Here is a 12,495-nt window from a genome sequence, read left to right on the forward strand (position 1 = left end):
GCGGCGATGTCTGGGCTCAAGTGCACGACCGCGCTTGACACACAGCCGCGCTGCCGCGTTTCGGCTGCCGCGCTCGTCATTCTGAAACGATCAGTAAGACTTGTCCCGTAACTGATCTTCGACTGCAACAGGGGTGGATCGCCTGCGTTGGGGAGCTCCGAGCCATGCGGCCGAGAGTGGGTTGTGCAGCCGGGCGGCGCCAAGCGCCAAGGCGTGGACGCTGTCGCCTTGCAGTGGCAGTCACGCCGCAACACCAGGCTTCGGTCGCGCTGCTGGGCACTTGCTGGGGAGCTGCTGCTCGTGGAGGAGCGGAGCCTCAGCTGTTGTGAAAGCGCCGGGCCGCAGCCACGAGTTCGGCCGACAGCGCGGGGCCAGCACACGCGTGATCAATCAGCAGGTCCCGGTACGAGTCGTTCGGCAGATACGGCGCCAGTTCGATGAGTTCGCTCAGATCGGCACGCGAGCCGGTCAGTCGTGCACGGTAGGCAGCCCCGGCCGCGCGAAGTGAGAGCTCAGTCGGCTCGTACCTCATCCCCTGGTCGATCAGCCGGACCGCAGAGGTGAAGTCGCCCTGCTCAGCACGCACATCGGCCAGGTCCAGGTAGAGCGACCAGTTGGCCGGCTCCAGGGCAAGAGCGCGCTCGAACGCCGCCACGGTCTGCTGAAGATCACCCCGCTTGCGCCACGTGCCCGCTCGCACAACCTCCGTCAGCATGATCCGCTCCACGGAGTCCGCCTGGTCGCAGAGGGCAAACGACGCATCGGTGAGACCGCACGCCCGCAGCAAGATCGCCATCTTGGCCAACGCCTCCGGCAACGGCTGGCGGGCAGAGACCGCGTCGACGGCTTCGAACCAGGGCCGAAAACGTTCCCGCATGCTTTCGGTGTCCAGATCACGGCCGTAGTCCATCGTCCGCATTGCGGCCTCGGCCAGCGCATCGGCACTCACCACACCGAGGAATCGTTCATCGCTGAACCAGGGAGCTTTGGCCCAGGCGATGTCGGGTCGCACACCCGTGGCCGATCCGATCGCCAGCGCTGCGCCGTCCATGTCGCCCTGAAGGAAACTGATGTACGACTGCGCCAGTACCATCCTCAACGAGTCGGCACCCTGAACGACCTCGGCCAGCTCCGACGGCTTGTCCCTCCACAACTCGGCAAGCACCGCATAGGGCTCGGGGTTCTCAGGTGCGGAGGCGATGGCACCCGCCAGATAGTGCACAGCTGCTGAAGGGCTGCCCCCGCAGTGGGCCATCACTCGCGCGAGACCTACTCCAGCTGCTACCGCCCGATTCGACATCGTCCGAGGGTATCTCTGGCCCGAACTCTGTCGGCCGTCACCCCATGGCTCGCTGGAGACGATGCCATGATCTTGTTGTGGCAGGAGTGATTGCGGCGTCGGAACCGTCCTGGATAGCCCCATTCACCGGGCTGAGCCCGCGGCAGTTCCGCAAGCTGATCACTACGCTGCGGCGTGAGGGCGCGGACCCGGTCCGCAAGGGCCGGCCCTGGGGGCTGCCGTTCGAGGACCGGGTTCTGTTGGTCGCCGCGTACTGGCGCACAAACCTGACACTGCGGCAGCTCGCCCCGCTGTTCGGGATTTCAAAGTCCGCGGCCGACCGCATCATCGGGCATCTCGGTGCCCTACTCGCCCTGCGGCCGCGCAAGCGGTTCCGCAAGGACGCCGTGCTCATTGTGGACGGCACCCTGGTGCCCACGCGCGACCACGCGGTCGCCGAGCAGTCCAAGAATTACCGGTACTCCACCAACCACCAGGTCGTCATCGACGCCGACAGCCGTCTGGTCGTCGTGGTGGGCCGGCCGCTGCCCGGCAACCGCGCCGACTGCAAGGCATGGGAGGAATCCGGGGTTAAGGCCGCCGTCGGCCGCACCATGACGATCGCGGACGGCGGCTACCCGGGCACCAGCCTCGTGATGCCCCACCGGCGCCGAAAGGGCGAGGAACTCCCGGACTGGAAGCAGGCACACAACAAGTCCCACAAGCAGGTCCGTGCCCGAATCGAGCACGCTTTCGCCCGCATGAAGACGTGGAAGATCTTGCGCGACTGCCGTCTCAAGGGTGAAGGCGTACACCACGCCATGAGCGGCATCGCCTACCTGCACAACCTCACCCTCGCCGGGTAGAGGAGGGTGCCGCACGGCGACCGACCTGGCCCATGCCTATTCGAAGACCAGTTACAGGACAAGACTTAGACGGCCGGCCTCACGTCCTGGCCGGAGGTCAAAGGCATCGTGTGGAAGACCCCTTGTGCTCTCAGAGCGCGTTCTGCGAGCTCTGGTCGGCTCTCGGCTTTCGGCTCTCGGCTGGAGTCGGTGGCTGGCGTGTTGTGACTGAAAGGGGGAGTTGGCTTGCTGGATCTCGGCATCACACGCCGCCGGGCGGCAGGTTGCCTCTCATGACACGCCGTAGGCGCCCGTCGGACTGGCGGGCAGACTGCGTCCATGCAGCTCCCCGCACAAGCCGTTGCAGCCACCGCGCTGATCGAAGTCATCAGGATCTCCGCCCTCCCGACCAAGCGGAGCGCCCCATTCCCTGGCGAGGTGGTCACCCACTGGGCCGGGAGTGAGGCCGCCGACGCCTTGGCCTTGATCGAGACCCTGCCCGGCAGCGAACAGTACCGCTGCGGCTTCTCGCCAGGCTGGAGCATCCGGGCATACGAGGACACCCTCGACCTCGCGTTGTTCGAGGCGGCATTCTGCTTCAGCTGTCATGAGGTCCGGATGCATGGAACGGCTGTGCCACCCACGCTGGCCACGCAGTTCTTCGACGCGGCCGCCCCGTCGGCCCAGACCCTCCTGGCCCTCTTCCGCGAGGCGGCCCTGTAGTCAGCAGGCTTCCGGGTTCGGCGCTCAGGCTGGCCAGACGGGCCAACCTGAGCGCTCAGCCTCGTCGAGGGCAGCGAAGATCTCGTCGACCAGCCGCTGGGCCATTCGCCATCGCCTCCAACGAGTATTTCGGCGGCTGGACGCACCTTCAACGGCACCATCATCGAGCTGAAGCCCCCGGTTCCCCGGCGCGATCACCGGTGATGTGAAAGATGGCGTGTCGCTCCGTCGTACCGGTCGCGACATCCTGTGTCGAAGCCAAATATCGGCGCTGCCTGCTCCCGAGGCCGCGTAAGCCCGGCACCATGCGGTCGTTCACCCGGGGGAGCGCCTCCCGTCGACGCAAAAAGCAGGACTTCATGAATTCTCATTCTCGCTGCTCAGAGGCACTCTGCAGATCGCTGGTCAGCTACCGGATGACCGGACAGCCCACCTAAGTGGCGTCCCGTGATGATCTTCTGGCCAGCAAGATCGACGGACACATCCGGTCAACTGACCACCGATCAAGGAAACGCTCTCTAAGAGCTGTCCCGCTAATGATCTCAAGCCGTGTGTTGGGCGATCTACTGAACTTGAATAGGTGATGTCGGGGTCGGCTGCCAGGCGGGAGTTGCGCGCCTCGCGGGCCTATGGGTATTGCCGGGCAGTCCATCGGGAGACGATCTTCCCGTGAAGCCCCTGCCGCAGTTGCCGAAGCCCGAGTTCGTCTTGATCGCCGTCGAGACGCCATCCGAGGTGCCCACCCAGATCGCTGTCGATCTCAGGGAGACCTGTATCCCCTGCGGGTTGATCGGATACGAGTACCGGCCACTGAGCGAGCCGGTGTACTTCGGGGAGATCGGTGAACGGGGGCTGGTCGCCATCGCGACGAGTGGCCTGTTCGGACGTATCGCCATCGATGTGGCCAGTGGTCACGTGGTGCAGATCCCCCATGTCGAGTCATCGACGACCCATCACGTGAACCGCGACCTTGACTCCTTCGGCCGATGCATCGCGGCCGTGATCGCACGCTTCCCGTTCTATGCGGACGACGAGGAGGGGTTTGAGGAGGTGGCGGAAGAACTGCGCGAGCTAGTCTCCGGCATCGACGGGACCGCTTTCGCGGACAACGGGTTCTGGGAGACCTTCTGCGACGACGTGGCGATCGGAGACTATGCGGACTGGGATGCGTGATCCGGACCAGTCCCCCACGTTGGTCAGCCGTCCAGGCTCAGGACGGTGGCAGCGATGCAGCCATCGACAAGGTCAGGGCGGTACTGGATCTTCTTGAGCCGACGTTTCACGGCTCTGGTGATCTCGCTGAGGTCCGCAGCGGCCAGGTTGCCCAGGTTGCGCTTCACCAGCGCCCAGATGCCCTCGGTCGGATTGAGGTCAGGGGCGTAAGCCGGCAGTTGGAACACGGTCAGCCACGAGGCATTCGCCTCGATGAATGCCTTCATGCCAGCGGTCAGGTGGAGGCGGACGTTGTCCGAGACCAGCACGATCGGGCCCCCAAGCTGGATTCGAGCGCGGACGACCAGGTCGCGGAAGTCCCGCCATCCGAAGACCTTCGGCTCATCCTTGCGGCCCCGATACTCGCGGATCGCATAGATGAGCCGGGACCGCCGGCCCGGCTTGAAGCAGGCCATGCCTGCCATCGACGCCCGCCCCGAGCCCCGGCCCCGCACCCTCACCACCGGGGTCTGCCCGATCCGGCCCCAGGTCCTGGCACGCGGCGGAGCCATCGACTGCCCGGCCTCGTCCTCGAAGACGATCCAAGCACTGCGCTCCGCCGCGGTCCTCTTACCCGCGGCCAGGTCTCCTTCTTCCACACCTCGACCCATCGTCGTCCCGCTCGATGGCGCGCCGGGCCGGCTGCTGCCAACTCCAGCCTTCAGCAACCGCTACGTGCCCTCGACGGTGTAGGAGACGTGGAACAGCCGGCCGATCAACGTCTTGACCCGCGCCAGCGTCCATCGCTGGTCCGCCCAGCCGTGGATCAACGGGCCACGCTCCAACTCCCGCTCCAGCCTGGCGACCTGCGGTGTGCTGAGCCGGGACCGTCCCGGAGAGCCTTGCGACAGGACCCCGACCCGGCCGCGCTCGCGCCAGGCCCGGCGCCACCGCTTCACCGACCGCTCGGTCAACCCTTGCTGATGCGGTAATAGCTTCGCTGGCCAGGCAGTTGGATGGCCCCATCCGGGCATGTCCTGGTGTTGCTCTTCACGACTGCGGAAGTCGAGTGTGCGGCGCGACTACTGAACTAAGTGATGTCGGGTTTGTCGCGGGCTGACGTGTGTCAGATGTGGGCCCTGACTTGCTGCACCGGATGTCTGAGTGCGTCCCCGATGGCGGTCAGTTCCTCGTCGCTGAACCAGGCGCGCTCTGGGTTCCAGACGGCGATCTCGAATCGGGCAAAGCCACAGGGCCAGTCGTACTCCAGCGCGTCCAGCGAGGTCGCAGCGCCGCAGCACGGGACCACCAAGGCAAGGGTCGCGAAGCCGTCGTCGCAGTGAGCTTCGAGTAGGTCAGCCCACCACTCGGTGTCGATCGACGCGCCGCATTGGGGACAACCGATCTTCTGCAGATTCTGACCACAGTCGACGACGGTGAGTGCGTCGTGCCAGGTGACGTCAATCTCGACGTCGACGCCGTCGGGGAGCCCAGGGGCCAGGTCCTCCACGAGCGACGCAGCACGCTCAGCCGCGGCCGGCTCAGGCTGCCAGTGCGGATCGGTCGGAATGACAGAGAGGACATCGTCACTCACGAGCTCACTCGATTCATCAGGCGAAACCTCATCCAGGCGACGCGATGTTACCGAACGCGCATTTGGGTGACAGGTTCTCCAGGCGGGGCATGCCTCGAAAGCCAGGCCCGTGCCGATGAGACAGCCATCGAGCAGCTGGGGCCGGTACTGAATCATCTAGAGCTCGTGCTTCACCGTCCGGGTGATCAGACCCAGGTCGGCGGCCACCGTTTCACCGATCTTTCAGACACCCGCAGAGTGGCGGCGATGACTGGTTCCTGTCCCCGGCTTCGAACCGAGCCACAGCATCCAGCCGTACCAGCTGCCGGGCTGCTCTCTGGGTGTCGGTCAAGCCGCCGCCCTGCTGCGTGTACCTCACAGTGACAGCAGTGGAGCACAGCGAGCTCAACGCTCGGCCGAACGACCCGACATCACCAATCAAGTTCAGTAGTGGGAGCAGAGCTCTTTGCATGGATCTCGGCGACCACTGACTCTTTCCGTAATTCCTGGCCCGATCAGCCGCGCTTGATTCGACCCCGAATTGCCAGAGCAGCTAGACCTAGCAGAACGGGCTCGCTGAAACGGCTGACCATCTCCGTATATGTGCCCCACGTCGTCAGGCTCTGAGGGCTTGCGCGGAATACTACAGAATTCAGTACTATGCGGAGCGCTGCGTCCGCACGGTCGAGAGTGAATCTGTCAGCAACAGGTGTCCGTAGGGTAGGATCCTCCGTGTCGATTTGCAGGGAGATGGAGCTTCCTGTCGGCGGCACCACTCCGGTGACGCTTTGTTTCGATGGCGAATCAGGCAATCCGAGACCCATCATTAGCAGAATGGTCGTCGCAACAGATACGGCGAGCCACCCGAGTGCGCGGGAAGCGCGTAGTCCATATCCGGAAATCAGCCAGTAAAGATGGAGCAGCCAACGCTCTGCTCGCGAAGTTTGAAGGTAATCTCGGCGTCGCATCTCCATCTCGCCATAGTAGAAATCTGCTGCACCCGGTTCGAACTTGCTGTCTTCAAGCGCCTTTCGTAGTTGTCGGTAAAGGCTAGCAATATGGGCGGGCTCAACCAGGATTCCCGGTATATCGTAATCGTGATCGTTCCACGAGCGTGCTCTGTGTTGAATGTGGCGCGCTCGCCATTGGTGCTCATCCGCTATGGCCACCCTCCGCGACCAACGAAATGGTAGTATTCCCATTCTGGTCACGTGGTGATCGGGGCCTGCGAAAAAGCACTCACCTTCAATGCGAATTTGGTCAAGATTTCGCGCCCCGAAGAATCGGCACTCGTCCATCCATAGATCTATGATGGTCAACTGTGCGGCGTTTACGCCCCTCAGCGAGACGACCCTCGGAAGATTTCGGAACAGAAAGTTCGACTCGTCCATTCTTCTGCCGTCGGGTAGTTCAAATTCTCCGAGGTGGCTTACCAGCGACGCCTGGTCGCCAAGTGTCGCGCTAGTGAGATCTATTCTCGCGTGGCGCAGTTGTAGGGAAGTGGGACCCTTGAAGGTTGCCGCTGTGCAGTCGATATCGGACGCGGCCAGCTGGAGCCTAAGTGCGCTCTCCGCGGTTGTGTCGCGCAATTGAACTACGCCGCCGCATACCATGACCCCTTCCCATACACCTTCGAACCGAGCTTTCTTGAATTCGGCGTTACCGGCAATTTTTACGCCGACGAACGAGGTTTCTTGTAGAAATCTTGACCGAGAGAATTGTGTACTATTCGAGAAGGATGCATTATCGAATATCGCGTCACCCTCAAAGGTGACGTCATCGAAGTCGGCGAATCCTCGGAACGCGGTATAGTGGAAGTCTGCCTTACCTTTGAATGTAGCACCGTTGAAGCTGGCGTCACCAATAAATACCGCATCGGACGACGCCGCCCATTCTTCTCTTAAATAAGGTCCGGAAAAGGTGATGTCGCCGAGGAAAGTAGCCGAGTCGAATCGCACCTCATAAAAGAACCTTGTGGTATTCACCAGCTCTTCAAAGAGCTCGGCTGTGAACGAGACTCCACGGAAGTCGGCAGGGCTTCCAGCGGCTATCGCGAGCAGTGCCACGGATCGCCGTGAACGGTCCAGATGAGCCAAGCATCTGTCCCACCATAGCGCGCGGATTCCGGCACAACCTGCACGGTGCCCACAGGTGTGCCAATTAGACGTCCCCGGGATGGTCATGCACTTATCTTCCCTGCTCGTGGTGCTGAAGTTGGTTGGTTTCGGCAGGTTGAGGAGCCAGGGGCGCGGCGCGGTCGTTGACCTTCCGATTCCGCGCAGGTCCTACATCACAAACGACAGCTTCGCGCCCGCACCGTGGTTGGCCTGCTAGAACGGGAGTTCGAGTCTGGTGGCCCCTCGTTGGGGGGCGTCACCTGCTCGTGGAAGTCGCGTGTGGCGGCTTCGCGGGGGGTACCGGTGCAGGTCGGCTTCCAGGGCTATGGTGCCTATGCCGATGACTTCTTCGACTCTGGTCAACTTCTGCTCATGCGGTAATAAGACGTCATTTCACTTGGTGAGTCGGCGGTGGCATATGAGGGTTGCGGCGATGGCGGTGAAGGCGAGGAAGTGTTCCGGCTTGCGTTCGTAGCGGCGGTGGAGGCGTCGGCAGCCGGACAGCCAGGACACGGTCCGTTCCACGACCCAGCGGTGCCGGCCCAGGCGTCGTGATGACTCGACGCCCTTACGAGCGAGACGGTGCCGGATGCCGCGGGATGCGAGCCATCGCCGCAGGAAGCGGTAGTCGTAGCCCTTGTCGCCATGCAGTTTGCCGGGCCGTCGGCGTCGTGGGCCGCGACGGGAGCGGATGGGCGGGATGCCGCGGATCAGCGGGATCAGGGCCTGGCTGTCGTGGAGGTTCGCGGCGGAGATGTCGACCGACAGAGGCAGACCCTGGCGGTCCACGATGAGGTGGATTTTCGAACCCTTCTTGCCGCGGTCGGTCGGATTCGGTCCCGTCAGCTGCCCCCTTTGAGGGCCCGGACAACCCTCGACATCGACGACGCCCACGGCGCCCCGCTCCGGATAGACATTGGCGCGCATCTGCTGCGCACCGCCCTCACCGCGCTCTTCCCTGCGGGCACCCTGCCGCCCCCGTACGTTCTCCAGCCCCTCCCGGCGAATTGGAGAGACGACGCCACCACTGAACGTCGCATCAACGACCGGATGGAGGTGGTGGAACGCACCGGCGGCAAGATTTTCGTCCAGAGGCTCCGCTATCGCTGGACGTCCAGCACACCAATGCCTTCACACCGTGGCAGTCTGACCCTCCGCCCGGTCAGCACCGATGAGGAAGCGATCGATCTTCTCACCCGCATCCTGCCGGGCACGCTGGATGCCTACAGCCAGGCCGACGTCGCCCGTTCCTCGGCCAACGACTACGCACGCGTGTAATACCACGACGAACTGCTGAGCTATCCCAGTCCGTGCGCATGGTGGCGGATCGGGGTCTGCCCAGAGGGCGAACCGATCGGCTTGGTTGTTCCGGCGCAAAGCCCGAACGGCTTCGTGATCGCCTACCTCGGCGTAATCGACGGCCACCGAGGCCAGGGCTTCGTCAACGAACTGCTCGCCAAAGGGACCCAGGTGCTGGCCGCCCAGGGCGCCGAACGCGTCACCGCAGACACCGATCTGGGAAACCAGCCGATGGCCCGAGCATTCGAGCGTGCCGGGTATGACAACTTCGCCGGGCGCATCGACATGCGCTGGGACTGATCGGCACCTCCCAACCTTCACCCTCGCCCCGCCCATCAACCCTCTCGCCCCCCTGGCCACTGACTTCGGTTTGCGGGACATCCCTTAGGCGTCGTCACCCGGCAGTTCTTCCCTCAACTTGGTCATCAGCCGGGTGCGCAGGGCCGGGGGGATGTCACCGAGATCGATCTCTTCCGCCTCGTAGGCTTCCATGAACATCAGCAGGCCTTCGGTGGCCGGCCCGCTGCACCGAAGGGCTGCGCTGGGCCGACTGGTTGCGGTTCACTCGCCGCATCCGGTCCAGCTCCGCGCGGCTGGGGATCGTGAATTCCAGCAGGGTCCCACCGGCCAGTGGCCTGTCCTCGCTGAACTGTGTCGCCCTTGTCGACCAGCAGTTCGAAGCCCTCACCATTGAGCTGAACCGTGTTGATACCCAGGTGCACCAACACTCCGTGCCCCTGGTCGTCTACTACAACGAAGGCATGAGGGTCCAGCTTCACGACTACTCCGTCCACAGGGCGACTGCTTCAGCAGCCTCCCGGATCGGGTCGACCGCGGTGCCCGGACCCACCATGGCGCCCGAGAACACGGGATCGGGCACGGCAGCCGGCCCAACCGCATTGTCCGCCAGCCGGGACGACACTGACGTCATTGCAAGCACCTCTGCTTTGGCATCCGCAACGTACGGACGCACCATCCGTCCGATCTTGCGGCCTTGCACGATGAGACCGTCGCCGACATCAACGCGGACCATGCGGACGAGTGATCACGATGCAAGACGGGGAGAAAGATCCCCTGCGTGCGTGTCGCATCCCGCGCCTGCAGACTGCCTCAGCTGCCGGGGGATCGAATACTTTCGGTCAGGATCTATCCGTGTGGCTGGTTTGTGATGCATGGTGTGGGGACGGGCGCGATCCAATCCCCCAGGTGAGGGCCCTTGTTGGGCTCTGCCGTCCTTCCTGTGATGGCGGGGCCTGCCGCCCCTCCCGGCCTCCCCACGGGAGGGTTGGCGGCTGCCTGCGCGCGGACGACTGGACGCAATAGGCCGGTCGCCGTCGGCCTCCTCTGCGTGATTCTCCTGCTCCGGGGCAGCGCGGCGGTGGCTGGGCGTGTCGTCGCCCACCTGGAAGGGTGGTCCCTCACCGTGCCCGTTCCGGGCCTGTTCCCGGTGGTGATCTTCGCCGCGGGCGCCGCGGCCCTGTATCTCGTCCTGAGTCTCAGGAAGCAAGCGCCTGCGCAGGACCGGTGCCCCTCGACGCGGCCGGCTCCATCGCGGAGACGGAGGCCGGGGTGGCGGAGCACATGCCAGGCCGGTTCCCTGGGGGCGAGCCTGACTGTGCCGGGGGAGTGCGCGGGGCGGGATTCTCTTGGACTCCCGCCCCGCAACCGTGTGCCGAGCCCTTCCTGTCGGTCCGGCACAGAACGGGTTCTGTCACACCTGCGGTTCTGTCTCGCACCCGGCGGCAGCGGAGGGTGACGCCATTTGAGGAGGGTGCTGTGACGCGGGAGCGTGAAGCCTGTACGTCCCTGCATCTGGCGCGCGCTGCGGGGGAACTCCATGAGGCCACGGACGCAAGACAGCGGACCGCCGCCTCGCACCGTGGGCCGGGGACGGAGGGAGCCGTGCCTGCATCGAACGCGCCAGCCCAGCGAGGAGAAGGAGGACGTCATGGCCATTGCCGTGATCGGAGCGACGGGACGCGTCGGCAGCCTCGTCGTGGAGCAACTGCTCGGCGCCCATCAGGCAGTTCGAGTGCTCGTGCGTGATCCCGACAAGGCTCACCGGTTGTTCGACGCGGCAGGCGGTGACCTCGATGTCCGCGCGGTCCCGCTTGACGACCGGAGGGCGATCCATGCAGCCCTGGCGGGGGTCCGCGTCGTGTTCGTCGCGATGGGCTCGGTGGGGCTGGAAGGCAACCTGCAACACCTGATCCTTGATGCCGCCGCCCGCTCGCCCACCTTGGAGCAGCTGGTGCGCCTGTCGGTCCTCAACGCGGGCCCGTCGTCACTGGGGCTGAACCAGCAAGGCCACTGGAGTATCGACTTTGCAGCCGAGGCTCTCGATCTGCCCTACACCACCATCCGGCCCTCGGTCTTCTCCGCCTCGGTTCTCGCAGCGGCAGCCGAAATCCGCTCCGAGCGCATCTGGACCGGCTTGGCCGACACAGGGAGAGTTGCCCTCTGCGACCACCGCGATGTCGCCGAGGTCGCAGTCCGCATTCTTCGTGATTCCACTACCTGGAGCACCCACTACGACCTCACCGGCCCCCGCCTGGTCAGCTGGCCCGATGTGGTGGCTCTGATCTCCGCCGAACTGGGCGCATCCGTGGAGTTCCGCGTCATTCCGGATCGGACTCTCCTGCACCGCATGATCGATGCCGGAGTCCCGCCGAGCAAGGCCGAACTGCTCGTCACCCGGGAACGGGCCATCCTCCGCGGCGAGAACGAGCGCACCAGTGAAACCATCAGTGAACTGCTGGGGCGCCCCCCGCGCACAGTGGAGACCTTCCTCCACGACTACATCGACTGCTTCCGATGACATCTCCCACCGCATGGTCTGCGCCCGCGCCGCACCTTTGCAACCGTCAGCGCCCGCCGCATCCCCCTTGCCGAACCCGTCCGCGACTGCCTGGACACCTACCTCGCCCACCGCCACCGCCCATGTTGCCGGGGACTGAATCAGACAACACCTCGCCCCCTCACCCCCGCGCCCTGCGCGAGGACCGCCTCATCGCCGCAGCCCACGCCACCGACGGCGACGCCAGACACCTCACCGGCCTTTTCGGCCTGAGCACCAACAGCGTCCTGCGCCACACCAGGACCGTCACCCACCCCCCCGCCTGGAGGCCCTGCAGCGACCACGCCATGGGCAGCCGTAGGCCGGGACGGACTCAGCTGACTGTCATCATCGCCCGGATCAAGGAACTCCTGACACGAAAGGCCCGATCAACACCGAAACTTGCAGTTGATCCGAAGAATGATTCACCGCCAATCCAGTCGACGCTCACACGACCGCACCCGAAGATGATCGAATGGATGGCCGGCATCGGCGGACGCACAGGGCGGCAGCCGGACTCCGGGAGCACGTGCGATAGCTCGAGGCCCGGACATCCTCGTCCTTGACGTTGCGGCCGTCGGCGCGCAGCCAAGCTACGACGGCGTCCAGAGAGCGAGATCCACCTTCAGCCTGCGAACATCCCTGGCCCGCGCCCCGATCATCCGAGGCCA

9 protein-coding genes and 4 pseudogenes are annotated in these 12,495 nt (G+C 64.6%); 6 read left to right on the plus strand and 7 right to left on the minus strand.

All coding sequences use genetic code 11. The features are described from left to right. Positions 1-316 precede the first annotated feature (316 nt). Entirely contained in the window at positions 317-1,222 is a 906-nt protein-coding gene (locus ACWDGI_RS41325; protein ID WP_450768197.1) for a tetratricopeptide repeat protein, read from the minus strand. A gap of 155 nt (positions 1,223-1,377) precedes the next feature. On the opposite strand from ACWDGI_RS41325, the gene ACWDGI_RS41330 reads away from it, so the two are divergent. From ACWDGI_RS41330 to ACWDGI_RS41340, 3 genes are all read left to right on the plus strand, one after another. Next, a complete protein-coding gene (locus ACWDGI_RS41330) occupies positions 1,378-2,145 on the plus strand; it encodes a transposase (protein WP_450768198.1) in 768 nt (255 codons plus the stop codon). A 318-nt stretch (positions 2,146-2,463) separates the two neighbouring features. Further along, complete coding sequence (locus tag ACWDGI_RS41335) at positions 2,464-2,847, plus strand: hypothetical protein (RefSeq protein ID WP_450768199.1); 384 nt, start codon at positions 2,464-2,466, stop codon at positions 2,845-2,847. A 669-nt stretch (positions 2,848-3,516) separates the two neighbouring features. Then, on the plus strand, positions 3,517-4,020 hold the full coding sequence (locus ACWDGI_RS41340) for an SUKH-4 family immunity protein (protein ID WP_450768200.1): 504 nt from the start codon (positions 3,517-3,519) through the stop codon (positions 4,018-4,020). A 23-nt stretch (positions 4,021-4,043) separates the two neighbouring features. On the opposite strand, the pseudogene ACWDGI_RS41345 reads toward ACWDGI_RS41340, so the two are convergent. The 5 genes and pseudogenes from ACWDGI_RS41345 to ACWDGI_RS41365 form a co-directional block, all read right to left on the minus strand. Continuing rightward, a pseudogene (locus tag ACWDGI_RS41345) lies at positions 4,044-4,973 on the minus strand (IS630 family transposase); the annotation flags it as partial. A gap of 152 nt (positions 4,974-5,125) precedes the next feature. Further along, positions 5,126-5,593 (minus strand): hypothetical protein, encoded by a 468-nt coding sequence (locus ACWDGI_RS41350; protein ID WP_450768201.1) that lies wholly within the window; start codon positions 5,591-5,593, stop codon positions 5,126-5,128. Positions 5,594-5,784: 191 nt separating this feature from the next. Then, positions 5,785-5,951 (minus strand): annotated as a pseudogene (locus ACWDGI_RS41355) (helix-turn-helix domain-containing protein); the annotation flags it as partial. 136 nt (positions 5,952-6,087) lie between these two features. Continuing rightward, positions 6,088-7,638: a pentapeptide repeat-containing protein gene (locus ACWDGI_RS41360; protein WP_450768202.1), complete on the minus strand. Its 1,551-nt coding sequence runs from the start codon at positions 7,636-7,638 to the stop codon at positions 6,088-6,090. A gap of 444 nt (positions 7,639-8,082) precedes the next feature. Beyond that, a pseudogene (locus tag ACWDGI_RS41365) lies at positions 8,083-8,604 on the minus strand (IS5 family transposase); the annotation flags it as partial. Between ACWDGI_RS41365 and ACWDGI_RS41370 the strand changes: the two are divergent. Together ACWDGI_RS41370 and ACWDGI_RS41375 are read left to right on the plus strand one after the other, a co-directional pair. Then, positions 8,485-8,967 (plus strand): hypothetical protein, encoded by a 483-nt coding sequence (locus ACWDGI_RS41370; protein WP_450768254.1) that lies wholly within the window; start codon positions 8,485-8,487, stop codon positions 8,965-8,967. The pseudogene ACWDGI_RS41365 and the gene ACWDGI_RS41370 sit on opposite strands and share 120 nt — an antisense overlap. A 15-nt stretch (positions 8,968-8,982) precedes the next feature. After that, positions 8,983-9,288 carry a GNAT family N-acetyltransferase gene (locus tag ACWDGI_RS41375; protein ID WP_450768247.1) on the plus strand — a complete coding sequence of 102 codons (306 nt, stop codon included), beginning with the start codon at positions 8,983-8,985 and terminating at the stop codon, positions 9,286-9,288. A 305-nt stretch (positions 9,289-9,593) separates the two neighbouring features. Here ACWDGI_RS41375 and ACWDGI_RS41380 read toward each other — a convergent pair. After that, a pseudogene (locus ACWDGI_RS41380) lies at positions 9,594-9,919 on the minus strand (PTS sugar transporter subunit IIA); the annotation flags it as partial. Between the two features lie 1,017 nt (positions 9,920-10,936). On the opposite strand from ACWDGI_RS41380, the gene ACWDGI_RS41385 reads away from it, so the two are divergent. Next, positions 10,937-11,806, plus strand: coding sequence for an NmrA family NAD(P)-binding protein (locus ACWDGI_RS41385; protein ID WP_450768203.1), 870 nt, complete (start codon positions 10,937-10,939; stop codon positions 11,804-11,806). Positions 11,807-12,495 lie beyond the last annotated feature (689 nt).

The sequence above is a fragment of the Streptomyces sp. NPDC001220 genome (genome assembly GCF_053597895.1).

Excerpts from the sequence above, each read along its gene's own strand:
- ACWDGI_RS41335 (WP_450768199.1), top strand. The coding sequence starts at position 2,464 with ATGCAGCTCCCCGCACAAGCCGTTGCAGCCACCGCGCTGATCGAAGTC.
- ACWDGI_RS41385 (WP_450768203.1), top strand. The coding sequence starts at position 10,937 with ATGGCCATTGCCGTGATCGGAGCGACGGGACGCGTCGGCAGCCTCGTC.